Source organism: Variovorax atrisoli (assembly GCF_014195185.1).
In the GTDB taxonomy this organism is placed as follows: domain Bacteria; phylum Pseudomonadota; class Gammaproteobacteria; order Burkholderiales; family Burkholderiaceae_C; genus Variovorax; species Variovorax atrisoli.
The window spans coordinates 1,337,818-1,362,595 of record NZ_JACIBG010000001.1; the positions used below are offsets into that span (position 1 = coordinate 1,337,818).

General features: G+C 68.2%; 25 protein-coding genes. 7 read left to right on the plus strand and 18 right to left on the minus strand.

Annotation, left to right across the window (positions count from 1 at the left end):
• Positions 1-11: 11 nt before the first annotated feature.
• The 3 genes from FHY06_RS06350 to metE form a co-directional block, all read right to left on the minus strand.
• A complete protein-coding gene (locus FHY06_RS06350) occupies positions 12-980 on the minus strand; it encodes a Bug family tripartite tricarboxylate transporter substrate binding protein (RefSeq protein WP_184603922.1) in 969 nt (322 codons plus the stop codon).
• Positions 981-1,081: 101 nt separating this feature from the next.
• Positions 1,082-1,894: a hypothetical protein gene (locus FHY06_RS06355; RefSeq protein ID WP_260310078.1), complete on the minus strand. Its 813-nt coding sequence runs from the start codon at positions 1,892-1,894 to the stop codon at positions 1,082-1,084.
• Between the two features lie 117 nt (positions 1,895-2,011).
• Positions 2,012-4,357 (minus strand): 5-methyltetrahydropteroyltriglutamate--homocysteine S-methyltransferase, encoded by a 2,346-nt coding sequence (gene metE / locus FHY06_RS06360; protein WP_184603924.1) that lies wholly within the window; start codon positions 4,355-4,357, stop codon positions 2,012-2,014.
• Positions 4,358-4,466: 109 nt separating this feature from the next.
• On the opposite strand from metE, the gene FHY06_RS06365 reads away from it, so the two are divergent.
• On the plus strand, positions 4,467-5,393 hold the full coding sequence (locus tag FHY06_RS06365) for a LysR family transcriptional regulator (RefSeq protein ID WP_184603925.1): 927 nt from the start codon (positions 4,467-4,469) through the stop codon (positions 5,391-5,393).
• A gap of 24 nt (positions 5,394-5,417) precedes the next feature.
• On the opposite strand, the gene FHY06_RS06370 is transcribed toward FHY06_RS06365, so the two are convergent.
• From FHY06_RS06370 to gcvA, 3 genes are all read right to left on the minus strand, one after another.
• Positions 5,418-6,068 carry a hypothetical protein gene (locus FHY06_RS06370; RefSeq protein WP_260310079.1) on the minus strand — a complete coding sequence of 217 codons (651 nt, stop codon included), beginning with the start codon at positions 6,066-6,068 and terminating at the stop codon, positions 5,418-5,420.
• An 86-nt stretch (positions 6,069-6,154) separates the two neighbouring features.
• Positions 6,155-6,793, minus strand: a complete 639-nt coding sequence (locus FHY06_RS06375) for a DUF1345 domain-containing protein (protein ID WP_019652025.1) — start codon at positions 6,791-6,793, stop codon at positions 6,155-6,157.
• A 29-nt stretch (positions 6,794-6,822) separates the two neighbouring features.
• Complete coding sequence (gcvA, locus tag FHY06_RS06380) at positions 6,823-7,806, minus strand: transcriptional regulator GcvA (RefSeq protein ID WP_184603926.1); 984 nt, start codon at positions 7,804-7,806, stop codon at positions 6,823-6,825.
• Between the two features lie 151 nt (positions 7,807-7,957).
• On the opposite strand from gcvA, the gene FHY06_RS06385 reads away from it, so the two are divergent.
• Together FHY06_RS06385 and FHY06_RS06390 are read left to right on the plus strand one after the other, a co-directional pair.
• The gene (locus FHY06_RS06385) at positions 7,958-9,238 is read left to right on the plus strand and encodes an MFS transporter (protein WP_409327436.1); all 1,281 of its coding nucleotides are present in this window, start codon (positions 7,958-7,960) and stop codon (positions 9,236-9,238) included.
• Positions 9,235-9,399 (plus strand): hypothetical protein, encoded by a 165-nt coding sequence (locus FHY06_RS06390; protein ID WP_157773606.1) that lies wholly within the window; start codon positions 9,235-9,237, stop codon positions 9,397-9,399. The genes FHY06_RS06385 and FHY06_RS06390 overlap by 4 nt, the downstream gene beginning before the upstream one ends.
• 24 nt (positions 9,400-9,423) lie before the next feature.
• Here FHY06_RS06390 and mmsB read toward each other — a convergent pair whose 3' ends face one another.
• The 4 genes from mmsB to FHY06_RS06410 all read right to left on the minus strand — a co-directional run bounded on the left by mmsB (position 9,424) and on the right by FHY06_RS06410 (position 14,403).
• A complete protein-coding gene (gene mmsB / locus FHY06_RS06395) occupies positions 9,424-10,320 on the minus strand; it encodes a 3-hydroxyisobutyrate dehydrogenase (RefSeq protein WP_184603931.1) in 897 nt (298 codons plus the stop codon).
• Between the two features lie 121 nt (positions 10,321-10,441).
• Positions 10,442-11,557 carry an enoyl-CoA hydratase/isomerase family protein gene (locus FHY06_RS06400; RefSeq protein ID WP_184603933.1) on the minus strand — a complete coding sequence of 372 codons (1,116 nt, stop codon included), beginning with the start codon at positions 11,555-11,557 and terminating at the stop codon, positions 10,442-10,444.
• A 64-nt stretch (positions 11,558-11,621) separates the two neighbouring features.
• Positions 11,622-12,776, minus strand: coding sequence for an acyl-CoA dehydrogenase family protein (locus FHY06_RS06405; protein WP_126182225.1), 1,155 nt, complete (start codon positions 12,774-12,776; stop codon positions 11,622-11,624).
• A 103-nt stretch (positions 12,777-12,879) separates the two neighbouring features.
• Positions 12,880-14,403, minus strand: a complete 1,524-nt coding sequence (locus FHY06_RS06410; RefSeq protein WP_184603935.1) for a CoA-acylating methylmalonate-semialdehyde dehydrogenase — start codon at positions 14,401-14,403, stop codon at positions 12,880-12,882.
• A gap of 160 nt (positions 14,404-14,563) precedes the next feature.
• Here FHY06_RS06410 and FHY06_RS06415 point away from each other — a divergent pair, with 160 nt between their 5' ends.
• Both FHY06_RS06415 and FHY06_RS06420 read left to right on the plus strand, forming a co-directional pair.
• Positions 14,564-15,523, plus strand: a complete 960-nt coding sequence (locus tag FHY06_RS06415; RefSeq protein WP_132798350.1) for a LysR family transcriptional regulator — start codon at positions 14,564-14,566, stop codon at positions 15,521-15,523.
• Positions 15,524-15,564: 41 nt separating this feature from the next.
• Complete coding sequence (locus tag FHY06_RS06420) at positions 15,565-16,734, plus strand: pyridoxal phosphate-dependent aminotransferase (protein ID WP_184603938.1); 1,170 nt, start codon at positions 15,565-15,567, stop codon at positions 16,732-16,734.
• Here FHY06_RS06420 and FHY06_RS06425 read toward each other — a convergent pair.
• The 3 genes from FHY06_RS06425 to FHY06_RS06435 all read right to left on the minus strand — a co-directional run bounded on the left by FHY06_RS06425 (position 16,731) and on the right by FHY06_RS06435 (position 19,643).
• The gene (locus tag FHY06_RS06425) at positions 16,731-18,113 is read right to left on the minus strand and encodes a CoA transferase (RefSeq protein WP_184603940.1); all 1,383 of its coding nucleotides are present in this window, start codon (positions 18,111-18,113) and stop codon (positions 16,731-16,733) included. The two genes, FHY06_RS06420 and FHY06_RS06425, sit on opposite strands and share 4 nt — an antisense overlap.
• 86 nt (positions 18,114-18,199) lie before the next feature.
• Entirely contained in the window at positions 18,200-18,838 is a 639-nt protein-coding gene (locus tag FHY06_RS06430) for a 3-oxoacid CoA-transferase subunit B (RefSeq protein ID WP_019652014.1), read from the minus strand.
• 1 nt (position 18,839) lies between these two features.
• Positions 18,840-19,643, minus strand: coding sequence for a CoA transferase subunit A (locus FHY06_RS06435; protein ID WP_019652013.1), 804 nt, complete (start codon positions 19,641-19,643; stop codon positions 18,840-18,842).
• A 114-nt stretch (positions 19,644-19,757) separates the two neighbouring features.
• Between FHY06_RS06435 and FHY06_RS06440 the strand changes: the two genes are divergently transcribed.
• Positions 19,758-20,324: a LuxR C-terminal-related transcriptional regulator gene (locus tag FHY06_RS06440; protein WP_019652012.1), complete on the plus strand. Its 567-nt coding sequence runs from the start codon at positions 19,758-19,760 to the stop codon at positions 20,322-20,324.
• Here the strand turns inward: FHY06_RS06440 and FHY06_RS06445 are convergent.
• The gene (locus FHY06_RS06445) at positions 20,321-20,818 is read right to left on the minus strand and encodes a GNAT family N-acetyltransferase (RefSeq protein WP_221404103.1); all 498 of its coding nucleotides are present in this window, start codon (positions 20,816-20,818) and stop codon (positions 20,321-20,323) included. The two genes, FHY06_RS06440 and FHY06_RS06445, sit on opposite strands and share 4 nt — an antisense overlap.
• A gap of 235 nt (positions 20,819-21,053) precedes the next feature.
• Between FHY06_RS06445 and FHY06_RS06450 the strand changes: the two genes are divergently transcribed.
• Positions 21,054-21,200, plus strand: coding sequence for a hypothetical protein (locus FHY06_RS06450; RefSeq protein ID WP_019652010.1), 147 nt, complete (start codon positions 21,054-21,056; stop codon positions 21,198-21,200).
• 12 nt (positions 21,201-21,212) lie between these two features.
• Here FHY06_RS06450 and FHY06_RS06455 read toward each other — a convergent pair whose 3' ends face one another.
• From FHY06_RS06455 to FHY06_RS06470, 4 genes are read right to left on the minus strand one after another with little or no spacing between them, the layout of a single operon-like run.
• A complete protein-coding gene (locus tag FHY06_RS06455; protein WP_184603943.1) occupies positions 21,213-22,181 on the minus strand; it encodes a Bug family tripartite tricarboxylate transporter substrate binding protein in 969 nt (322 codons plus the stop codon).
• Positions 22,182-22,233: 52 nt separating this feature from the next.
• Positions 22,234-22,614 carry a VOC family protein gene (locus tag FHY06_RS06460; RefSeq protein ID WP_126182232.1) on the minus strand — a complete coding sequence of 127 codons (381 nt, stop codon included), beginning with the start codon at positions 22,612-22,614 and terminating at the stop codon, positions 22,234-22,236.
• The gene (locus FHY06_RS06465) at positions 22,611-23,600 is read right to left on the minus strand and encodes a hydroxymethylglutaryl-CoA lyase (protein WP_184603945.1); all 990 of its coding nucleotides are present in this window, start codon (positions 23,598-23,600) and stop codon (positions 22,611-22,613) included. The genes FHY06_RS06460 and FHY06_RS06465 overlap by 4 nt, the downstream gene beginning before the upstream one ends.
• Complete coding sequence (locus FHY06_RS06470; protein WP_184603948.1) at positions 23,597-24,772, minus strand: CaiB/BaiF CoA transferase family protein; 1,176 nt, start codon at positions 24,770-24,772, stop codon at positions 23,597-23,599. Before FHY06_RS06470 ends, FHY06_RS06465 begins: the two co-directional genes overlap by 4 nt.
• Positions 24,773-24,778: the final 6 nt, after the last annotated feature.

The following is a 24,778-nucleotide window of genomic DNA, read 5'->3' on the forward strand; positions in this document are numbered from 1 at the left end:
GCCGGCCCGGCTCAGTCTTCCTTCATGCCTGTGGCCTTGACCACGCTTGCGAGCCGCGCGCGCTCCTCGTCGACGAACTTGGAAAAGCTCGCGCGCGTGCCGCCGACGGGCTCGATGCCCATGTCCTTCAGGCGCTTCGCGATCTCGGGCGACTTCATCGCGGCGTCGACGGCCGCGGCCATCTTGTCCATGATCGCGTCGGGCGTACCGCGCGGCGCGTGCACGCCGGCCCAGTGCGCGATGCGGATCTCGGGGAAGCCCTCCTCCGTCGCCGTCGGCAGCTCGGGGTAGGCCGAGATGCGCTGGGTCCACGTGCCCGCCAGCGCCTTGAGCTTGCCGCTCTTCGCGTAGGGCAGCACCACGATGCTGGCCTCCGAGGTCGCCTCGACCTGGTTGCCGAGCACCGCGGTGATCGACTCCGAGCCGCTCTTGTAGGGCACCACGTCAAGCTTGCCGCCGTACTTCGTCTGCAGGATGCCCTCGACGAAGTGCGGCGTGCTGCCGGTGCCGGCGGTGGCCCAGTGGAAGCCGTTGGCCGACTTCTTGGAGGCGGCGACGAACTCCTTCAGGTCCTTGTAGGGCGCATTGGCCGGCACCACGATCATTGAGGGCGCCAACCCGATCATGGCCACCGGCACGAGCGCCTCGTCCTTGTACGGCATGCTCTTCTTGATCATGCTGTTCGACACCACGCCCGCCGCGCTCACCAGGAAGGTGTAGCCGTCGGGAGCGCTCTTGGCGACCACGTCGGCGCCGAGGACCGCGCCCGCGCCGGGCTTGTTGTCGACGATCACCGGCTGCCCCAGCTGCTTCGACGCGCCTTCGGCCGCCGCCCGCGCCATCAGGTCGTTGGCGCCTCCTGCGGAAAAGGGAACGACCAGCCTGATCGGCTTGGTGGGCCAGGCCTGCGCAGCGGCCCCCTGGGCGAGGACGGCCACGGCCAGCCCGACGGCGAGCGATGCAATGCGGTTGGAAGTCATGCGAAGTTCTCCTGTGTGTTGTGAGTCGTTGTCGGATACATCGCACATTGCACGCTCCCGGAGCGGCTTTGGCCTCGGGATTTCTCCCAGCGGCCTGTCGGTCAGGAGCGCGGCCAGGCTCGGATCAGGGTGCGCAGCGCGACGCCGCCGCTGCCCTTGACCTCGGCGCGGTAGGTGCCCACCAGCGCCTCGCGCTCGGCGGCGGCCTGCGGATCGTTGCGCCATGCCAGCAACGCGGCCACGTCGGCGTCGGCCAGCGCGGCGAGCTGCGCCTGCGTCACCTGCCTCTCGAATTCGCGCGCCACGAGCATCAGGTTGCGCGGGCGCGTCGAGGTCACGCCGCGCGACCAGAGCGTGTCGAGGGCCATGTCGAGCGTGCGGTCGGGCAGCGAGCTGAACTGGCCGCCATTGCCGCGCGCCAGCTGCTTGACGACGGCGCTCATCAGCAACTGGCTGGAGAAGTCGATCTCGCGCACGTCGGCCACGGCCATTCGCTCCAGCAGCTCGGCGCGGGCCGGGTCCACGGGCTTGGCGCGCTCGCGGTTGAAGAACTCCGCCTTGCCGGCATCGCTCATCGCCGCATAGTCGGTGCGCAGCTTCACGAAGTGCGCCACGGCCGCGAGCAGCTGCGGGCCGGGTGCCGCACCGCCGTTGCCGGCCGATGCAACTTCCTGCTGGATGGCGGCCACCGACGCGTTCGTGTTGAATGCGCGGGCCGCCGCCGTATCCAGCGCCTTGAGCGCCTTGTCGGCGATGGCCTGGTCGTCGGGATCGAGCAGTTCCCTGGCGCCCCGCGAGACGGCACCGGGCCCGTAGGAGGCCTGGTAGCGCTGTTGCACGCCTTCGAACTGCAGCAGCGCTTCCGCGCGGCTTTGCGCCCAGCCCATCAGGGGGGTCGGGAGCAGGAGAAGCAACAGGGAGAAACGGAAGAAAAGGAGACGTTTCGGGGAAAGCATGGCGCCATTATTGGCGCGCCGGCCTTCCCCTCACCCTCCTGCCGGCCCCGGTTGCCCCGGTCTTTTCCGCACTTCTCAGGCCTGCGCCAGTTCCTCGCGCAGCAGCTTCGCCGCCGCCACCATGTTCGACAGCGCCGCCTCGGTCTCGGGCCAGCCGCGGGTCTTGAGGCCGCAGTCGGGGTTGATCCACAGGTTGGCGGGCGGCACCACGTCGGCAGCCTTGCGCATGAGGCGCACGATCTCCTCGACCGAGGGCACGCGCGGCGAGTGGATGTCGTAGACACCCGGGCCGATCTCGTTCGGATAGCGGAAGCCGCCGACGTTGCCGTCGCCGCCGAAGCCTCGCAGCAGCTCCATGTCGGAGCGGCTGGTCTCGATGGTGATCACGTCGGCGTCCATCGCCGCGATCTCCGGCAGGATGTCGTTGAACTCCGAATAGCACATGTGCGTGTGGATCTGCGTCTCGTCGCGCACGCCCGAGGCGCTGATGCGGAAGGCGCGCGTGGCCGACTTCAGGTACGCGGGCCATCCGGCGCGGCGCAGCGGCAGTCCCTCGCGGATGGCCGGCTCGTCGATCTGGATGATGCCGATGCCGGCACTTTCGAGGTCGACCACCTCGTCGCGTATCGCCCATGCGATCTGCTCGCAGGTGGTGGCGCGCGGCTGGTCGTCGCGCACGAAGGACCATTGCAGGATGGTGACGGGGCCGGTCAGCATGCCCTTCATCGGCAGCTTCGTGAGGCTTTGCGCGTAGGCGGTCCACTCGACCGTCATTGCCGCGGGACGCGCCACGTCGCCGTAGATCACCGGCGGCTTCACGCAGCGCGAGCCGTACGACTGCACCCAGCCGTTGGCGGTGAAGGCGAAGCCGTCGAGCTGCTCGCCGAAGTACTCGACCATGTCGTTGCGCTCGGCCTCGCCATGCACCAGCACGTCGATGCCAAGTTCCTCCTGCTTGCGCACGGCCAGCGCGATCTCTGCGCGCATCTTCTCGCGGTAGCCGTCCGCGTCGAGTTCGCCTCGCTTGAAGGCGGCGCGCGCGGCGCGGATGTCGGCGGTCTGCGGGAACGATCCGATGGTGGTGGTCGGCAGCGCGGGCAGCGCGAAGCGCGTGCGCTGCACCAGCTGGCGCATCCCGAAGGACGAGACGCGGCTGTCGTCGCCGGCCACGCTGCGCGCGAGGCGCAGGGCCACGTCGGCACGGTGCACGCGCGGGCTGGCACGGCGTGCCGCAACCGCCGAGCGGGCGGCCGCCAGCTCGGCCGCGACCGAGGCCTCGCCGCCATCGATGGCCGCGCGCAGCACGCGCAGCTCGTCGAGCTTGTCGACGGCGAAGGCGAGCCACGACTTCAGCTCCGCATCGAGCTTCGTCTCCGCCGCGAGGCTGAAAGGCACGTGCAGCAGCGAGCACGACGGCGCGATCCACAGCTCTCCCTGGTGCTTCTCGGCGACGGGCTTGAGCCTGGCGAGCGCGGCATCGACATCGGTGCGCCAGATGTTGCGGCCGTCCACCACGCCGACCGACAGCACCTTGTGCGCCGGCAGCCAATCGGCCACGCCGGTGAGCTCCTGCGGCGAACGCACCGCGTCGACGTGCAGGCCTGCCACCGGCAGCTGGCAGGCCAGGCGCAGGTTGTCCGACAGCGGCGAGAAATACGTGGCCAGCAGCAGCTTCGGCGCACTGCGGGCCAACTGCCAGTAGGCGCGCTCGAAGGCGTTGCGCCATGCATCGGGCAGGTCCAGGCCCAGGATGGGCTCGTCGATCTGCACCCACTCCACGCCCTGCTGCTTCAGTCGGACCAGCACCTGTTCGTACACCGGCAGGAGCGAATCGAGCAGCGAGAAGCGGTCGAAGCCGGCCTCCTTTTCCTTGCCGAGGTACAGGAAGCTCAGCGGCCCCAGCAGCACGGCCTTGACCCCGTGGCCGGCCTGCTGCGCCTGCGCCACTTCATCGAAGAGGCGCGTCGACGCGAGCCTGAATTGCGTGGCCGCCTTGAATTCGGGCACGAGGTAGTGGTAGTTGGTGTCAAACCACTTGGTCATCTCCAGCGCGAAAGTGCCTTCGGTGCCGTGGTTGCAGCTCTCGTCGTGGACGTGGCCGGCTTCGCTCTCCACGCCGCGCGCCATCTTGAAATAGCGCGAGAGCTCGGGCTCGTCGCCATGGAAGTCGAAGCGCTCCGGCTCGCAGCCAAGCAGCTGGATGTGGTTGGCCACGTGGTCGTAGTAGGCGAAGTCGCCCACCGTCACGAAGTCGAGCCCCGCGTCGCGCTGGGCCTGCCAGTGGCGGGCGCGCAGCTGCTCACCGACGGCTTCGAGTGCGGCACGGTCGATCTCGCCGCGCCAGTGCTTCTCGAGGGCGAACTTGAGTTCCCGGTGGGCGCCCATGCGCGGAAAGCCGAGGGTGTGGGTACGGGTGGTCATTTCAGGTAATCCGGTCGCTGATCTTGGAAATCTTGTGAGCCAGCGATGGTCGGCGTTTGAGGCATATGATTCAAACGAAACCTTTTGCTCTTTCGATTGAATATTTTTCATGCAGCAATCGATACTTGAAATCCGCCACCTGCGCACGCTCGTCGCGCTGCGCGACACCGGCAGCCTCGTGCGCGCGGCGCAGCTGCTCAACCTCACCCAGTCGGCCCTGTCGCACCAGGTCAAGCTGCTCGAAGACCGCTACGGCGCCCAGCTCTTCGAGCGCAAGTCGGTGCCGCCGCAGTTCAGCACCACCGGCCTGCGGCTGCTGCAACTGGCCGACACGGCCTTGCCGTTGATCGAGGAAGCCGAGCGCGACGTGGCACGGCTCGCGCTGGGGCGCAGCGGCCAATTGCGCATCGTGGTCGAGTGCCACACCTGCTTCGACTGGCTCATGCCGGCCATGGACGCCTTCCGCCAGCGCTGGCCCGAGATCGAGCTCGACATCGTCTCGGGCTTCCACCCCGACCCGATCGCGCTGGTGATGCAGAACCGCGCAGAAGTGGCCATCGTGTCCGAGCAGGACCCCGGCGAAACCGTCGATTACCACGCCCTCTTCCGCTTCGAGATCATGGCGCTGCTCGCCAACGACCACCCGCTGACGGCCAAGGCGTACCTCACGGCGCGGCACTTCGCCGACCAGACGCTCATCACCTACCCGGTGCCCGACGAGATGCTCGACATCGTTCGCCAGGTGCTGGACCCCGCTGGCGTGGAGCCCGCGCACCGCCGCACGACCGAGCTCACGGTCGCGATGCTGCAGCTGGTGGCCAGCGGACGCGGCGTGGCGACGCTGCCGCTGTGGGCGGTGCAGAACTATCTCGACCGAGGCTACGTCACCGCGCGCCGCGTGGGCAGCAAGGGGCTGACCGGACGGCTCTACATGGCCTGCACGCAGGCCACCTCGGCACGGCCCTGGCTGGCCGACTTCGTGCGCATCACGCGCGAGAGCTGCTTCAAGAGCCTGCCGGGTATCGAGCTGCTCTGAAGCGCATGGTCGCTCCTGCGCCCTTCAGAATCGCGTGCCTACCGATAACCGCACCATGTTCTGCGACGTGAAGTTCACCTTCGGGTCATAGGCTGCGCGAACGAACCACCGCGGCCAGTCGTAGGTCACGGTCAGGCCGGCACGGCGGATGAATCGGCCCTCGACCGTGCCCTGCTTGGCCAGCAGGTCGACGGTCAGGCGTTGCCGATCGGGCAGCGGCATGCGGTAGACGAGATGCACGTCCTGCTGATCGGGGTTCAGCCGGTTGTCGCGGATCAGCGAGAGCGACAGCGCCTTTCCGTCCGTCCACTTGTAGCCGCCATACACCGTGTACGAGTCGTTCGGATCGAAGTTCAGGTTCGCATAGTTGCGCAGGTTGGTGCGGCCCAGGCCCGCGCCGGCGAACCAGCTGTCGCCTGTTTCCACCGCCAGACTGCCGCCCACGAATCCGCCCGAAGCGGCCTGCAGCGAAGGCAGCACCCGCACCGGCCCCAGCGTGAAGGTGTGGTCCCAGCCCACGCGCGGCTGCGCGAAATCGAGTACCGGCGAGCGAAACCAGCCTATCCAGACGTTGCCGTCCCCGTAGGTGTAGCGCAGGTTCATGTCCAGCCCCGGCCCCGCGGGAAGGCCCCCGCCGGAAACGCGGTAGGCCCCCACAGTGAGCTTGAAAGGCATTTCGGCCGGCTCTTCGTCCGCCCACGCGGTCGCGGCGACGCACAGGAGTGCCGCAGCGGCGAATCGGAGATGGCGTGCCCGTGCGCTCAAAACATGCTCGCGCCGATGTTGATGAGCAACGCGAGCACCGTCGTGTTGAAGAGGTACGCCAGGATGCAGTGCACCGAGCCGATCCGCCGCATGGGCTTGGACACGAAGGACACGTCCGCCGTCTGCCCCGAGGTGCCGATCACCGCGGAGAAGTAGAAGAAATCGCCATAGGTGGGAGGCTCGTCGTCCGGAAACTGGAGGCCGGGATTGCGTCCCCGCGCCGTGCCGGCGTAATAGTCGTGCGCGTAGTGCAAGGTGAACATGACCTGCGTGAAGGCCCACGACGACATCACCGTGAGCCCGGCCAGCGCGATGTGCGCGATCTTCTCGATGCCGTGCATGTCCTTCACCACCGCCAGTTCGCCGCCGATGGCCGCCAGGCTGGCAATGGCCGACACCACCACCAGCACGAGGATGACGATGCGACCCTCGTCCTGGAGCTGCGCGCGGTAGCGCATGTGCTGCTGCGAAGAGCGCGTCATCATGATCGCGGCGAGCAGCACGTACAGGCATGCGCCGGTGTTCCAGGCGATCAGCAGACGCGTGACGAGGTGGGCCTCGATGGACGGAGGCCACAGCACGCCGGTCGCGATGGCGATGGCGGTAGCAATGAACAGGCGCGGCCGGGCGGCCATCTGGCGGAGGAATCTGTGTCGCTGGAGCTTCATGAAGGACCGGCCGCGGCGCGCCGACGACGTGGCGGCGCGATGGGCTGACCCGCGACTGTGGGCGATCCTCTCTTGCGGCTACCTGACGAAGCGCCCTTCTCGCGCACCGCATCGAGCAGCCAGTCACGGAATGCCGCGACTTTCGGCCAGTCGCGGCTGGCTTCGGGGCACACGAGGTAGTAGGCGAAGTCTTCGAGCCATGTCACGTTCGAGAGCTGGACGAGCCGGCCCTGCGCGATCTCGGGCGCCATCATGGCGGCGGGCAGCAGGGCCGCGCCCTGCCCCGCGAGCACGGCCTGCAGCAGCAGGCCGGCATCGCCGAAGGAAGGCCCGCGCGCCGGGCCGGCATCGTGGATGCCCTGCGCCTCGAACCACAGGCGCCAGCCCTTGCGATCGGCGTCGTTCACGCGCGGCCACCGCAGCAGGTCGGCCGGCTGCTTCGGCTTGCCGTGCCCGGCGACCAGCGCGGGTGCGGCGACCGGCACCATCTCGACCGTCAGCACGCGCTGGCTGGCAAGCCCGGGGTACTGGCCCATGCCGTGGCGGATGGCGACGTCCACGCCGTCTCGCGAGAAATCGGCCAGCGCATTGCCCGTCAGCACCTGAAGGTCGATGTCGGGATGCGCATCCTGGAAGGACTTGAGGCGCGGCACGAGCCAGGCGGAAGCGAAGAACGGCGTGGCGCTCACGGTGAGCAGGCCGGTCTGCGGGGGCACGGCCACCTTCTGCGTGGCGTCGCTGATCTGCCTGAACGCATTGCGCACGGGTGGCAGGTAGGCCTGTCCCGCATCGGTCAGGAAGATGCCCCGGTTGACGCGGCGGAACAGCTGCACGCCGAGGTGCAGCTCCAGCGTCTTGACGAGCTGGCTCACTGCCCCCGGGGTCACGCAGAGTTCGTCCGCCGCGTTCTTCACCGAGAGATGGCGGGCAGCGGCCTCGAAGGCGCGCAGCGCGTTGAGCGGAGGGAGCTGGTGTTCCATCGTTTAGCCGTTCTGAACTGAAAGAGGCAGAAATTCTGGTTTGCCGCGGAGGCCTGGAAGCCGGAACATCCATCTTGGCTTCACCGAAAGAGAGCACCCGGCCTCGAATGCCCGGGACTACGGCATTAGATATTCTGATCCAGACATCCACATGATGAACACCCCTTCCCCATCGCAAGGCGCAGGCCTGTTCCGTGGCTGGCTGGTGGTCGCGGGCGCCTTCGCCGTGACCTTCGTCGGCTTCGGCTGCGCCTACACCTTCAGCGCCTTCCTCGAATCGCTGCAGAAAGACTTCGGCGCCTCGCGCGGCTCGGTCTCGCTGGTGTTCTCGCTCGCGGGCTTTCTCTACTTCGGCCTCGGGGTGGTCAGCGGACCGCTGGCCGACCGCTGGGGTTCGCGGCGGCTGGCCGTCGCCGGCATGGTGCTGGTCGGGCTGGGGCTGGCGCTGGCGGGGCAGGCGCGCAGCCTCACGCAGATCTATCTCGCCTACGGTCTGGGCGTGGGCCTTGGAGTGGGCGCCTCGTACGTGCCGGTGCTCGGCGCGGTGCAGCGCTGGTTCGTCCGGCGGCGCGGCTTCGCCTCGGGGCTGGCGGTGAGCGGCATCGGCGTCGGCACACTGGCGATGCCGCCGCTCGCATCGCTCTTCATCGAGACACTGGGCTGGCGCAACGCCTACCTGGCGCTGGGTGCACTGGCGATGGTGGTGGGCGTCGGCATGGCCCTGCTGATCGAGAACGATCCGCGCGACCGAGGGCTGGGCCCCGACGGCGATTCGCCGCTGCCGCAGGCCGCGACGGCCCGTCCCGAGGGTTTCACGGTGCGCGATGCCGTGCGCACCCGGCGCTTCGCCGGGCTTTACGTGACCTGCCTCATCAGCTCGTTCGGCCTGTTCGTGCCTTTCGTGCATCTGGTGCCCTATGCGCTGGACCATGGGGTGCCCAACGCGTCCGCTGTACTGCTGCTGGGCGCGATCGGCGTGGGCAGCACGGCCGGGCGCTTCTTCCTGGGCGGGCTAGCCGACCGCATGGGGCGCGCGCAGACCATGCTGCTGATGTCCACCGGCATGGCGCTGTCGCTGCTCGTGTGGGCTACGTCCGGCGGCTTCCGGGGGCTGGCGGTGTTCGCCTTCTTCTACGGCGCGTTCTATGGCGGCTTCGTCGCACTCCTGCCGGCGCTGATGATGGACTACTTCGGCGGGCGCAACATCAGCGCGATCATCGGCGTGCTCTACACCAGCGTGGCCTTCGGCACGCTGGTAGGTCCGGCCGCGGCGGGCTATGCCTTCGACATCAGCCGCAGCTACCTGCTGCCGATCCTGTTCAGCGTCGGAGCCAACCTGGTGGCAGCCGCCATCATGTGGTCGATGTCGCGGATGGATGCCAATGCAAAGCTGGCCCCGGCCGGCGGACTGCGCTGTACAGTGGGGAAATGACACAACCGCAACCCGACGTAACCGCCAGCGCGCCTCCCGCGATGGCTTCGCAGGCCGAACTCACCGAAACGCAGGCGTTCACCCGCGCCTGGGTTCTTTTCGCCGTGCTGCTCGTGGTGGTGCTCGGCCTGCTGTGGCTGCTGCAGTCGCGCTACAGCTGAGCCGGATCGATCGACGCAGCGGGCTCAGGAAGCCTTCTGCACCAGCTTCAGCACGCTCGAGAAATCGAGCGCACCATGGCCGGCGAGGCTGTGGGCCGCATACAGGCTGCGCGCCAGCCCGCCCAGCGGCGTGGCCGCACGCACGGCGGTGGCGTTTTCCTGGGCCAGCCCCAGGTCCTTGAGCATCAGGTCGGTGCCGAAGCCGCCGGCATAGTTCTTCGAAGCGGGCGCCGTCTCCATCACGCCGGGCATCGGGTTGTACTTTTCCAGCGCCCAGTTGCCGCCCGAGCTGCGGCGCATGATCTCCGAGAGCACCTTCGGATCGAGCCCGTTGGCAACGCCCAGCGCCAGCGCCTCGGAGGTGCCGATCATCAGGATGCCCAGCAGCATGTTGTTGCAGATCTTCGCGGTCTGCCCCGCACCTGCCGCGCCGGCATGGAAGATGTTGGCGCCCATCTTCTCGAGCACCGGGCGCGCACGCTCCAGGTCTTGCGTCTCGCCGCCGACCATGAAGGTCAGCGTGCCCGCGATGGCGCCGCCGGTGCCGCCCGATACGGGCGCATCGATTATCGCGATGCCCTTCGCCGCAGCCGCCTCGGCCACCTTGCGCGAGGTCGCGGCCGCGATGGTGCTGCTGTCGATCACCAGCGAGCCTGCGCGGATGCTCTCCAGCAGCCCGGGCTTGCCAGCGCCGCCCAGGAACAGTCCTTCAACATGCGCGCTGGCCGGCAGCATGCTGATGACGACCTCGGCATCCGCCACCGCCTCGACGGCCGACTTTGCGATCGGCAGGCCGTCGGCACCGAACTTCGCACAGGCCTCCTTCGAGAGGTCGAAGGCGGCGAGCGTGTGGCCGGCCTTGTGCAGGTTCATGGCCATCGGGCCGCCCATGTTGCCTAGGCCGATGAATGCGATCTTCATTTGATGTCTCCTGGGTTGCGTGAACACGAATGCCGGATCAGGACGCAGAGGACGCGAAGGTTTCGCGTCCTTCGCGGAACCTTCGCTCCCTTTGCGCCCGGCCGTCCGCTTTCTTTCTCTCTCAGGCCAGCGATGCCAGCTCCGGCGGCATCTCCCCGCGCGGACGCAGGTGGTCTTCGATGAAGGCGGGCGTGATCTCCTCGAGCGTGGCCGGGTTCCAGCGCGGATTGCGGTCCTTGTCGACCAGCACTGCGCGGATGCCTTCGGCGAAGTCCTTGTGCGCGCAGAAGCCGAGCGAGGCCCAGTACTCGAGGCGGAACACTTCGGCCAGCGACATGCGCAGCACGCGCTGCCACAGCTCGAAGCTCAGCGCGGCCGAGCTGGGCGCGCCCTTGGCGAAGGTCTTGGCCGCCGTCTGCAGCCACGCGTCGTCGCTCTGCAGCTCGCGCAGGCGCCCGGCGATGTCGAGCAGGTCGTCGCCCGCCATCAGCGCGTTGATGGTGTCGTAGTGCTCGCGCACCTTCGATGCCGGCATCTCGGCGCCTTCGCCCGCCTTGGCGAGGATGCGCGACAGCGTGGCGCGGTCGGACTTGTTCTCGCCGGCCCATCGGGTGCCGGCGATGGCTTCGAGCACTTCGCTCTTGCGCTCCTGAGGCACCAGCACGTCGGCAAGGCCGCAGAAGATGGTGTCGGCCGCGTTGATGTTCGCGGCAGTGAGCGCGAGGAACAGCCCGGTGCGGCCCGGCGTGCGGCGCAGGAACCAGCTGCCGCCCACGTCGGGGTACAGGCCAATGTTGATCTCGGGCATGGCGATGCGGCTTTGCAGCGTCATCACGCGATGCGAGGCGCCCGCCAGCAGGCCCACGCCGCCGCCCATCACGATGCCGTGGCCCCAGCACAGGAAGGGCTTGGGGAAGGTGTGGATCAGGTAGTCGAGTTCGTACTCCTCGCGGAAGAAGTCCTCGGCGTAGGTATTGCGTTCGGGGCCGCAGTCGAGCAGCGTCTGGTAGAGCTGGCGCAGGTCGCCGCCGGCGCAGAAGGCCTTCTCGCCCGCGGCCTGCAGCAGCACGCCGACGATGCCGGCGTCGCTCGCCCATTCGCGCAGCTTGGGGGTGAGCAACCGCACCATGTCCACGGACAGCGCGTTGAGCGAAGCCGGCGCGTTGAGCGTGGCAACGGCGAAGCGCTGGCCGCCGGCGGTCTTGATTTCGTCGAAGAGAACTACTGAGTCGGTCATGTGAAGCTGAGGTGAGACTGGGCTGGATCGGATGCGGGGACAGCACGCAGAGAACGCGCAGGTTTCAGCGGATGTCGCTGTCCCCTTCCAGCAATTTTCGCGCAACGATCACGCGCATGATCTCGTTGGTGCCTTCGAGGATCTGGTGCACGCGCGTGTCGCGCACCAGGCGCTCCAGCGGGAATTCGCCAAGGTAGCCGTAGCCGCCGTGCAGCTGCAGCGCATCGTTGCAGACGTTGAAACCGGCGTCGGTCGCGAAGCGCTTGGCCATTGCACAGTAGGTGCTGGCGTCGGCATGGCCGGCATCGAGCTTGGAGGCTGCGAGCCGCACCATCTGCCGCGCAGCGACCAGCTCGGTCGCCATGTCGGCCAGCTTGAACTGCAGCGCCTGGAAGCTGGCCAGAGGCTTGCCGAACTGCTGGCGCTCGTGCAGGTAGCGGCGGGCCGCATCGAGCGCGCCCTGCGCGGCGCCCACCGAGCAGGTCGCGATGTTGATGCGCCCGCCGTCGAGCCCCTTCATGGCGATGCGGAAGCCCTCGCCCTCCTTGCCCAGCAGGTTCTGCGCGGGAATGCGCACGTTGTCGAAGCTGATGGTGCGGGTGGGCTGGCTGTTCCAGCCCATCTTGTGTTCCTTCTTGCCGTAGCTGATGCCCGGCGCGTCCGCCGGCACCGCGAAGGCCGAGATGCCGCTCGCTCCCGCGCCGCCCGTGCGCGCCATCAGCACCAGCACGTCGGTCGAGCCTGCGCCCGAGATGAAGGCCTTGCCGCCGTTGATAACGTACTCGGCGCCCTGCAGTTCGGCGCGCGTCTTGAGCGAACCTGCGTCCGATCCGGCGCCCGGCTCGGTCAGGCAGTACGACGCCAGCTTGCGCCCGCTCGTCAGGTCCTCGCCCCACTGCTGCGCCACTTCGTCGGTCGCCCAGGTTCCCAGCATCCACGTCGCCATGTTGTGGATGGTGATGAAGGCCGTGGTCGAAGGGTCGACCGCCGCCATCTCCTCGAACACCAGCGCGGCGTCGAGGCGCGGAAGGCCGAGGCCGCCGATGCGCTCGGGCGCATAGAGGCCGCAGAAGCCCAGCTCGCCAGCCTTGGCGATCGCTTCCCTGGGGAAGATGGCTTGCGCGTCCCACTGCGCCGCATGCGGCGCGAATTCAGCCTGAGCGAAATCGCGCGCCGTCTCGGCGAAGGCGCGCTGCTCTTCGGAAAGTTCAAAGTCCAATTGGTGCCCCACAGCAGATCATTTCTCGAGTCCTCTTTCCGGGGACATCGCGCAGCCGGCCTTGCCGGATCGCAGATGTGGCCCCGGGAGCCTGGGGGCGAGCTTATTTCAGGCTGATGGTCGTGTTCACGCCGTGCGAGACGGTGCTGTCGTCGAACCAGCGCGCCGTCACCGTCTTGGTCTGCGTGTAGAACAGCACGACCTGCTTGCCGTACGGGCCCAGGTCGCCGAGCTTCGAAGCGCGCGAGCCGGTGAACGAGAACATCGGCACCGGCACCGGGATCGGCACGTTGATGCCCACCTGGCCCACGTCGATGTCTTCCTGGAAGCGACGCGCCGCCGCGCCCGACTGCGTGAAGATCGCAGTGCCGTTGCCGTTCGGGTTGCTGTTGATCAGCTCGATGGCCTCGTCGATGTTCTCGGCGTCCGCGACGCACAGCACGGGGCCGAAGATTTCCTGGTCGTAGATCGTCATGCCGGGCTTCACGCCGGTGAAGATCGTCGGGCCGACGAAGTTGCCCTTCTCGTAGCCGGGCACCGTCGGCTTGCGGCCGTCGAGCACCAGCTTCGCGCCGTCGGCTTCGCCGCGCTCGATGAGGCTGTTCACGCGGTCGTAGGCGGCGCACGAGACCAGCGGGCCCACGTCCACGCCCTTGTCGGTGCCGGCGCCGACCTGCAGCGTCTTCGCCTTCTCGATCAGCTCGGGCACCCAGTTGCGCGCCTCGCCCACCAGCACCGCCACCGACACCGCCATGCAGCGCTGGCCCGCTGCGCCGAAGCTCGCGCCGGCCAGTGCGTTGAGCGTCTGCTCCTTGTTGGCGTCGGGCATCACGATGGCATGGTTCTTCGCACCCATCATGCATTGCACGCGCTTGCCGGCCAGCGTGGCGCGGTTGTAGACGTGCGTGCCGACCTTGGTGGAGCCGACGAAGCTGATCGCCTTGATGTCCTTGTGGTCGCAGATGCCGTTGACCACGGCCTCGCCGCCATGCACCACGTTCAGCACGCCGGGGGGCACGCCGGCCTCGAGCGCCAGTTCGCACAGGCGCATGGTGACCATCGGGTCCTGCTCGGAGGGCTTGAGCACGAAGGTGTTGCCGGTGACGATGGCCATCGGGAACATCCACAGCGGGATCATGGCCGGGAAGTTGAACGGCGTGATGCCGGCGCACACGCCCAGCGGCTGCAGCAGCGTGTAGGTGTCGACGCCGCTGGCCACGTTGTTGGCCAGTTCGCCGAGCTGCAGGTTGCCGATGTTCGAGGCGTGCTCGACCACTTCGAGGCCGCGGAACACGTCGCCTTCCGCGTCGGGCAGCGTCTTGCCCTGCTCGGCCGTCAAGATCGCGGCGAGCTCGCTCATGTTCTCGCGGATGAGCTGCTGCAGCTTCAGGAAGATGCGCGCGCGGGCGCCGATGGGCGTCTTGCGCCAGGTCTTGAAGGCTTCCTTGGCGGAAGCGACGGCGGCGTCGAGCTCGGCCTGCGTGGCGAATGGCACGCGCGCCAGCACTTCCTGCGTGGCCGGGTTGACGACGTCGCGCCATTCGGTGGTCTTCGATTCGACCAGCTTTCCGCCGATCAGCAGCTTGACGGTGGCGACCTGGGTCGAGGGCGTGGTGGTGGCGTCCATGGGTTTTGTCTCCTGTGAATCTGTGAAAGCGGCGCCGGGCGAACCGGGTCGGTCACGCATCCTAGCTTTGCAGATTTGCCATGACAATAGACAAAATTGCGCGACGACTTTGCAAAAATGCAAAGCCTTCCACCCGATACGACCTGAAGCACGAAAGCACATGGACTGGGACAACCTGCGGTACTTCCTGGAGCTGGCCCGCTCGGGCACGCTGATGAGCGCGGCACGGCGGCTGGAGGTCGACCACACGACTGTGGCGCGGCGGATCCAGGCGCTCGAGAAGGAGGTCGGCGCCCCGCTCTTCTCGCGCGAATCGGGCGGCCACCGGCTCACCGAGGCGGGCCGGCGCCTGCAGCCGCAGGTCGAGGCGATGGAGAGCGCCTTCCTGGCGGTGGAGAGCACCGCACCGGCCTCGCAGGAAGGCCTTTCGGGGCTGGTGCGCATCGGCGCGACCGAAGGCTTCGGCACGGTGGTGCTGGCGCCGCAGCTCGCGTCGTTCGCGGTGCGGCACCCGAAGCTCACCATCGACCTGCTCGCGATGCCGCGTCTCGTGCACCTGTCTCGGCGCGAGGCCGACATCGTGATCTCGCTCGAACGCCCGGCGCGCGGGCCGGTGGTGGTCGCCAAGCTCACCGACTACACGCTGCGCCTGTACGCATCCAGGCAATACCTGTCGGCGCACAAGCCGATCCGCACCCGGGAGGACCTGCGCGGCCACACCTTCATCAGCTACGTGGACGACCTGCTCTTCAGCAAGGAGCTGCAGTATCTCGACGAACTGCATCGCCCCGACGCCTTCGCGCTGCGCAGCACCAGCGTGCTCGCGCAGCACAGCGCGGTGGCTGCGGGCGCGGGCATCGCGGTGCTGCCGGCCTTCCTCGCCGAACACGACAGCGCGCTGCGCCCCGTCCTGCCCGGGCAGGCGAACTTCACGCGCACCTTCTGGATGTCGATGCCGGCGGAGACCAAGCATCTCGCGCGCATGCAGGCGGTGTGGAACTTCCTGCGCGAGACGGTGCAGGAGCGGCAGCCGCTCTTGCTGCTGCAGCCGCCTGGCGAAGAGAATGAGTCGAGCGGCCCGCCGCAACGGCCGGCCCGCCAGCGCAAGCCCACCCCGTAACGATCGACCCGCTCCCCCAGACGGAGACAGGAGAAACGCCCATGCCACGCCACCGCCCCGCCCGACTCGAACACATCGCCGGCATCGGCGTCGACCGCATGGGCGCCATCGCAGACGACGCGAGCGGCCCGCCGCTCCTGCGGCTGGAGAACCTCGACGTCGACATCCCGCCAGACCCCGAGGCCGTCGCACGCACCGTGCAGGCCGCATCGTTCGACCCGGACAACAGCTACCTGCCCTTCGTCGGCCAGTCGCGGCTGCGCGACGTGGCGGCGCGGCATGTGTCGGCGCTCTCGGGCGTGGCGTACAGCGGCGCGCGCAACTGCGTGATCTCGGCGGGCGGGCTCTCGGGCATCCTCAATGCGCTGCTCGCGACCGTCGAGGTCGGCGACGAGGTGCTGGTGACCGACCCGACCTACGCAGGCCTGCTCAACCGCATCCGCCTTGCGGGAGGCACACCGAAGTACGTGCCCTTCAGGTTCACACCCGGCGGTGAATGGAAGCTCGACCGCGAAGCGCTGCAACAGGCAGTCGGCCCGCGCGTGCGCACCATGCTGCTGATGTCGCCCTCGATGCCCTCTGGCGGCTGCTTCGACGAGGAAGACTGGCGCGCCATCGCCGCGCTGTGCGTGCAGCACGACATCACGCTGATCCTCGACACGGCGATGGAGCGCCTGCTGTACGACGGCCGCAAGCCCATCCATCCCGCGGGCCTGCCCGGCATGGCCGAGCGCACCATCACGGTGGGCTCGTCGGCCAAGGAACTGCGCATGATCGGCTGGCGCGTGGGCTGGACCGTGGCGCCCGAGAGTTACATGCCCGACCTCGTGGCCGTGTCGCTCGCCAATGTGGTGGTGCCCGTCGGTATCGCTCAGGACGCGGTGGCCACCGCGCTGGAGCAATCGCCGCGCACGCTCGCGCCCTACGTGGCGGAACTGGAGCGGCGGCGCGACACGGTGCTGGAGGAGCTCAAGGGCCTGCCGGTCGGCGTGCCGGGCGGTGGCTGGTCGCTGCTGCTGCGCACGAGCGATTTCGGCATCGACGGGCAGACGTTGTCGGAGCGCCTGCTCGCGCAGCGCGTCTGCGCCACCGCGATGAAGGGCTGGGGCGAGACGCATGGGGCGCAGTACCTGCGCTTCGTGTTTTCCAACGAGCCGGTGGAGCGGCTGCGGGGGTTGGGAGACAAGGTGCGGTCGGCGCTCGGGGCTTAAGGCCACCTCGGCGGATCGCTTCCCGGCGGCATCGAAGGCCGCACCCATTCGGCGGGCGTGCGTTGCAGTTGCGCGCTGTGTCGCAGCGCCGCCAGCCGGCCGAACCCGGAGTCGGAGGTTTCGACATACGGCTTCAGATCGGGCTTCGCAGCCGAGAGCCCGTCCTGCACGCGCCCGAGGCTGCGCAGCCACTGTCCCGTCTGCGCCAGCGACAGCTGCACGTGCCAGCTTCCACCCTCCCGCTGCTGGCGCCAAAGTGCCGCGGCTGCGCCGAAGGCGATCAGGTAGCCGGTGGCCTCGTCGAGGATCTGCATGGGCAGCGGCCTGGGCTTGCCGTCGCCTGCGGCCTCGCCCTCGGCGTGGTTGAAGCCCATCGCGGTCTGAACCAGCGAATCGAAACCCCGGCGACTCGCCCACGGCCCCTTGGTGCCGTAGGCGCTGAGCGATACGCAGACGATGCCGGGCCTCATGCTTGCCAGCGCGTCCGGCCCGAAGCCGCGCGCCTCGATGCCGCCCGGCCTGTAGCCCTGGACGAACACATGCGCATCGACCACCAGCCGCCGCAGGGCCGTCCGCCCCTCCTCGGTCTGCAGGTCGGCATGCGCCGAGAGCTTGCCCCGGCTGGTATCGGCGATTGCACTGATGTTCGGCAGGTTCGGTGAGTTCACGAGCATCACCTCCGCGCCATAGGCCGCAAGGGCGCGTCCACCGACCGGCCCGGCAAGCACCCGCGTGAGGTCGAGCACGCGCAGGCCCGACAGGGGGCGCTCGTCTTCGCGCAGGGGCGGCAGTGCAAGCGGCGGCGCATCGCCGATGCGCTCGATGGTGAAGAGAGGCTGCGCGGCGACTGCGCGGCCCTGAGGCGAGGCATCCCATTCGTCGAAGCGCCGCAGCGCCGTCACGACCAGCCCGGCCGCAGCCGCGGCATCTTCGAAGTCGAGCGCGGGCCACGCGGCCATCGCCCGCTCCGCGTCCGCGCGGGTGGCGGTGGCCGGGTCGAGATTCATCAGCCGCAGCGCGCCGTCGCGGTGATGCGCGAAGTTCGCGTGCAAGCGCACCCAGCCGTCGGCGCAGCGATAGAGCCCCGAGAACTCGTCCCATTGCGGTGGTACCTGGCCGTCCAGGCTGAACCAGCCCGTGCTCTCCAGGGCCGCGTGAAGCATGTCGACGCCCACCTGCTGCCGTGGCGTTCCCCGCAGGTGCCCCAGTTCGCAGGCCGCGAGGGCGGCCGCAGCGATGGTGCCCTGTGCCGCAGTGCCTACCGCGAAGGAAGACGGCAGCACAGGTTCCGAACCGGTGAGCCGCGCGAACTGCAAGGCCTCTTCGGGCAAGCCGGCTTGCCGCCAGATGCCGCCCAGAACCTCGCTCGAATTCACCATTTCCATGCTCCAAGGCAAAAAGCAAAAAGGCAGGCCCACTTGCGCGACCCTGCCTCTTGTTGTCGTTGCGTTTGCCGTCCGCCCAGTTACTGGATCAGCTTGGCCCCCGTCTTGGCCTGCAGCGCGTCGAAGGTGACGCCAGGCGCCAGCTCGACGACCTTCAGGCCCTCGGGCACCACGTCCATCACGGCCAGGTCGGTGATGATGCGGTCGACCACGCCCACGCCGGTCAGCGGCAGGGTGCACTTCTCGAGGATCTTCAGATCCTCGGTGCCGTCCTTCTTCTTGGCGACGTGCTCCATCAGGACGATCACGCGCTTCACGCCGGCCACGAGGTCCATGGCGCCGCCCATGCCCTTGACCATCTTGCCGGGGATCATCCAGTTGGCGAGGTCGCCCTTGGTGCTGACCTGCATGGCGCCGAGGATCGACAGGTTGATCTTGCCGCCGCGGATCATCGCGAAGCTGTCATGGCTGCCGAAGATGGCCGAGCCCGGCAGCGTGGTCACGGTCTGCTTGCCGGCGTTGATCAGGTCGGCGTCGACCTGGTCTTCCGTCGGGAACGGGCCGATGCCGAGCATGCCGTTCTCGCTCTGCAGCCACACTTCCTTGTCGCCGGTGTGGTTGGCCACCAGCGTCGGGATGCCGATGCCGAGGTTGACGTAGAAGCCGTCCTCGAGTTCCTGGGCGGCGCGGGCCGCCATCTGGTCTTGGGTCCAGGGCATCTCAGGCTCCTTCTTTCTTGTTGACGACCTTGGCAGGCACTTCGCTGCCGGCTGCTGCCGCGGCGGCGATGACAGTCTGCGCCTCGACCTTGGCGGCGGCGGCATCGACCGATGCGCTCACGGTGCGCTTCTCGATGCGCTTCTCGGGGTTGGCGTTGAGCACGATGCGGTGCACGTAGATGCCCGGCAGGTGGATGTCGTCGGGGGCCAGTTCGCCCACCTCGACGATCTTCTCGACCTCGACGATGCAGATCTTGCCGGCCATTGCGGCAGCGGGATTGAAGTTGCGCGCCGTCAGGCGGAAGCGCAGGTTGCCCGACTTGTCGGCCACGTCGGCCTTCACCAGCGCCACGTCGGGCACCAGCGAGCGTTCCATCACGTAGGTCTCGCCGTCGAACTCGCGCAGCTCCTTGCCTTCGGCAACCTGGGTGCCCACGCCGGTCTTGGTGAAGAAGGCCGGGATGCCGGCGCCGCCGGCGCGCAGCTTCTCGGCCAGCGTGCCCTGCGGCGTGAACTCCAGGGCCAGCTCGCCCGCGAGGTACTGGCGCTCGAACTCCTTGTTCTCGCCGACGTAGGACGCGATCATCTTCTTGATCTGGCGCGTCTCCAGCAGCTTGCCGAGGCCGAAGCCGTCGACGCCCGCGTTGTTGGAGATGACGGTGAGGTTCTGGACGCCGGAATCCTTGAGCGCGTCGATCAGCGCTTCGGGAATGCCGCAGAGGCCGAAGCCGCCGACCGCGAGCATCTGCCCGTCGGCGACGACCCCCTTGAGTGCCGCATCAGCGGTGGGAAAAATCTTGTTCACTCGAGCTCCTCGATGGATGAATGAAAGTGGGTGGAAAGGAGTTGGGAAAGGGCGGGAAACCCCTGAACGATACTACCTACTCGCATACGTAGTATTTCGTAATGGAGACCCCCGATGCCCGAGATCGATTACCGGCTGGCGTTTGAACACGCGCCTGTCGGCATGGTGGTGTCGAGCAACCGCACCATCGTGGCGTGCAACCTGCGCGTTTGCGAGATTTTTGGCGCAACGCCCTCCGCGCTGGTCGGGCATTCGTTCAGCATCCTCTACCCGAGCGTGGCCGAGTTCGAGCGCATCGGCAAGCGCATGGAGCCCTTCCTCAACGCCAGCGGGCACTACGCCGACAACCGCATGATGAAGCGGCTGGGCAACCTGCACGGCGCCATCGCCGACGAGACCTTCTGGTGCCACGTGACCGGCCACGCCATGAACCGCGACGCCCCCCACGAGGCCGGTATCTGGACCTTCGAGGACCTGGGCTCGCGCCGCGCCGTCAAGGCCGAACTCACGCCGCGCGAGCGCGAAGTTGCGGCGCAGGTGATGCGCGGGCTGACCTCCAAGGAGATCGGCAAGGCGCTGGGCATCAGCCACCGCACCGTCGAACTCCACCGCGCCCGGCTGATGCGCAAGTACTCGGCCGCGACCACGGCGGAGCTGGTGCAGAAGCTGATCGCAGGCTAGGGCCGGCCTGCGAGCTCGATGCGCAGGCGCACCATGTCGCGCAGCACGATGCCGTCCTGCCTCTGCAGCCTGCCGCTGCCCGCGCGGCGCACGAAGAAGTCGGTGTCGACGCCGACGATGCGGAAGCCGAAGCGCTGGTAGAAGGCCAGCTCGCGCAGGCTGCTGTTGCCTGTACCCACCTCGAGCAGTTGCGCCCCGCGCTCGGCCGCCAGCGCCTTCGCCTTGCGCAGCAGCGCGGTGCCGACGCCATGGCTGCGCAGTTCGCCGCGCACCGCGATGTTCATGATTTCCCAGGTGCCGACGCGGGTTTCGAGCAGCACCATCTGGCCGACGACCTCGCCTGCCGCCTCCGCCAGCCAGAGCTCGCCGCGGGAGAGGTACTTGCGGATCTCGGCGCGCGGGCCGTCGGCGGCCAGCAGCAGCGGCCATGGCATCGGATCGTCGGGGGTGGCGCGGCGCGTCTTCAGCCTTGGCGCTGTCGTCTTGCTCTTCATTCTTGCGGGTCTGCCTGCTTGTTCGTCTATGGATCGGTCGAGGGGCGCTGGATTTTTACCCCACGTGCGCGGGCCCACCGATTCGAAAGCTCCGCCCGAAGTTCCGTCCGGCGGATGCCCCATCGTTGCGAAAACGGAAACGCCGTGTCGACGAAACGCCTGTGCCGCAGCGCGCTGCGAAGCCTATCGTGGAGGCCATCGGGGCGATGAGCCCGCAACCACACAGGAGTCCGAAATGTCCACACCCATCCATTCCGAACGCAGCCTCCTGCTGCAGACGCAGGCCTCGGTCGCCCGCGCCCATGCGCTCGCCGTGCGCCAGCTGCCGGTCGCGATGACGCTCTCCGCGATCATCCTTTCGATCATCAACGTCAAGCTGTAGCCGCGCCTTGGATCAATCGGGCTTGATGTCCGCCGACTTGATCACCTTCGACCAGGTCGCCAGTTCCTGGTCGACGAATTTCGCGAGCGTCGCCGAGTCCATGTAGGTCGCGAAGGCGCCCTGCTCGTCCACCTTCTTGCGGAAGGCTTCGCTCTCGACGATCTTGCGCAGTTCCGTGCTCAGCCTGTTGACGACCTCCGGCGGCGTCTTGGCCGGTGCGAACACCGCGAACCACGACTCGACCTCGTAGCCCGGCAGCCCCGCCTCGGCCGAAGTCGGCACGTCGGGCATCGACGGGTGGCGCTTGCTGCCCGTGTAGGCCAGCGGCTTGATGCGACCGCCTGCGAAGTGGCCGATGACGGAGGGCGGCGTGGTGATGAACATGTCCACGTTGCCCGAGATCAGGTCGTTGATCGCCGGCCCCGAGCCCTTGTAGGGCACGTGCGTCATCGCCTGCTTCGCCTGCCGCGACAGCAGCTCGCCCGCGATGTGCTGGATCGAGCCGTTGCCCGAGGAGGCATAGAACAGCCCGCCCTCCTTCCTGCTGCCGTACTCGATGAGCTCCTTCATCGACTTCACAGGCAGCTTGCCGCTCACCGCGACCACGTGCGGCGCGCGCATCACCATCGCCACCGGCACGAAGTCCTTGGTGGGGCTCCACTTGATGTTCGGGTAGAGCGAGGGATTGCCCACGTGGTAGCCCGAGTACTGCATCAGCAGCGTGTAGCCGTCGGGCGTGGCGCGCGCCACGAACTCGGTGCCGATGTTGCCGCTCGCGCCGGGCTTGTTGTCGACGACGACGGGCTGCCCCAGCGCACGCTGCAGCGGCTCGCCGACCAGGCGGGCCATGATGTCGGTGGAGCCTGCCGGCGCGGTCGGCACGACCATCGTGGTCGGCTTCGAGGGCCAGGCGTCGGCAGCGCTCGCGGCCGAAGCGGACAGTACAAGGCCGACCGCGACGAGGCGGTGGATGGTTTTCATGGTTTGTCTCCGGTGGTTTTGTTTTTGCTCGCTGTCTTCCGGGGCCTCGCCCTCAGGGTGACAGCTCCGAGATCTCGATCAGGTTGAGATCCGGATCGCGCACATAGACCGAGCGGATGCGCGAGGTGGCGCCGGTGCGCATCACCGGCCCTTCGAGGATCGGCACGCCCTGCCTTGCAAGACGCGCAATGACTTCGTCCAGCGGCACGCTGGCGATGAAGCACAGGTCCAGCGAGCCGGGCGTGGGCAGCTGCGCCTTGGGCTCGAACTCGTGGCCCTTCACATGCAGGTTGATCTTCTGGTTGCCGAAGCGAAAGGCCTTGCGGCCGGCGCCGAAGCTCTCCAGCGACATGCCCATCACGTCGACGTAGAAGCGGATGCAGGCTTCCTCTTGCGCGGTGGTCAGCACGAGGTGGTCCAGGTGGTCGATCATGGTTGCAGCTCCTTCGTTGCGAGCCCGCGCTGCCTTGCACGAGCCACGATGTCGTTGAAATCCGGCGGCGGCGCATGCCGCGTCAGCCGGTGGCCCGCGCGCGAGACCTGGGCGGGCAGATCGTGCTGCAGCAGCGCTTCCAGGGCCACTGCGGTGCCGACCAGGCCCGCGAGGTCCATGCCGGTGTCATAGCCCATGCATTGCAGCATGTGGACCAGGTCCTCGGTCGCCACGTTGCCGGTCGCGCCCGGCGCGTAGGGGCAGCCGCCGATGCCGCCGAGCGACATGTCGAGCCGGCGGATGCCGGCCTCGACCGCCGCCACCGTGTTCACGAGGCCCATGCCGCGCGTGTTGTGGAAGTGGGCCGTCCATTCCAGTGCCGGGTGGCTCGCCATCACCGCTTCGCAGATCTCCCCCACCTGCGTGGGATAGGCCATGCCCGTGGTGTCGCACAGCGTGATGCCCTGCACGTCCAGCGCGGCGAAGCGATCGATCCAGCCACGCACGGCCGCCAGCGGCACCTCGCCCTCCATCGGGCAGCCGAACACGCATGAGAGCGACACGTTCACCGGCACGCCGGCGTGCTTCGCCAGGCCGATGACGTCGGCCAACTGCGCGAAAGACTGCTCCCGCGTCATCCGCAGGTTGGCGAGGTTGTGCGTCTCGCTCGCCGACATGACGATGTTGAATTCGTCGATGCGGCTTTCCAGAGCGCGCTGCGCACCGCGCACATTGGGCACCAGCGCCGTGTAGACCACGCCGGGGCGGCGGGCGATGCGATTCATCACCTCCTCGCCGTCGCGCAGTGCGGGAATCGCCTTCGCCGAGGTGAAGGACGTGACTTCGATCTTCGCGTAGCCCAGGCCGCCGAGCCGGTCGATCAGCGCGATCTTGTCCTCCGTCGGGATGAAGCGGCTCTCCATCTGGAAGCCGTCGCGCGTCGCGACCTCGTTGATGAACAGCCGCGTGCCGTCGCCCTCCTTCATGCCGCCGCTCCTTCGGCACGGCGCGCGGGCCAGCCGCCGCCGCGCAGATCGCCATCGTGCTCGCCCAGCCGGGGCGCGGGGTGCGCGATGCGGCCCGGCGTGGCACTGAGCTTGGGCACCACGCCAGGCACCTTCAGCGTGGCGCCGTCGGAAGTCGAGGCTTCCACGATCATCCCGCGCGCCAGGTATTGCGGGTCGCTCGCGATGTCGGCCACCGTGTAGATGCGCCCCACCGGCACGCCCGCCGCATCGAGCGCGGCCAGCACCTCGTCGCGGCTGCGCCGCAGCGTCCATGCCTCGATGGCGGCGTCGATCTCGTCCACGCGCAGCACGCGGCCGTCGTTGTGCGCGAGCGCGGGGTCGCTTCCCAGGTCTTCCCGGCCGATGGCGCGCATCAGCCGGCGGAAGATGCTGTCGCCGTTGCCGGCCACCAGCACGTAGTGCCCGTCCTCGCAGCGGTAGGCGTTGGTCGGCGCGATGCCGGGCAGCGCGCTGCCGGCCCGCTCGCGCACGGCGCCGAAGGCGTCGTATTCGGGCAGCAGGCTTTCCATCACGTTGAACACCGACTCGTAGAGCGCCACGTCGATGAACTGCCCTTCTCCGCCATGGGCGGTACGGTGGTGCAGCGCGGTCAGCACGCCGATCACGCCGTGCAGCGCCGCAAGCGTGTCGCCCAGCGACACCCCCACGCGCACCGGCACCCGCTCCGGCTCGCCACTCAGGTAGCGCAGGCCGCCCATCGATTCGCCGAGCACGCCGAAGCCGGGCTTGTCGCGATAGGGCCCGGTCTGCCCGTAGCCCGAGATGCGCAGCATGATCAGCCGCGGGTTCAGCGCATGCAGCTCTTCCCACCCCAGGCCCCAGCCTTCGAGCGTGCCGGGCTTGAAGTTCTCGATCAGCACGTCGGCCTCGAGCGCCAGTGCGCGCACGGCCTCCTGACCTTCGGTGCTGCGCAGGTCGAGGCACACCGAGCGCTTGTTGCGCGACTGCACCTCCCACCATGCCGAAGTGCCGTTGTCGCGCAGCAGCCGCCACTTGCGCAGCGGATCGCCGGCGCCGGCCGGCTCGACCTTGATCACGTCGGCACCGAACTCCGCCAGCGTCTTGCCGGCGAAGGGGCCGGCGATGAGCTGGCCGAGCTCCAGCACCTTCAGGCCTTCGAGTGCATTCATGTCCGC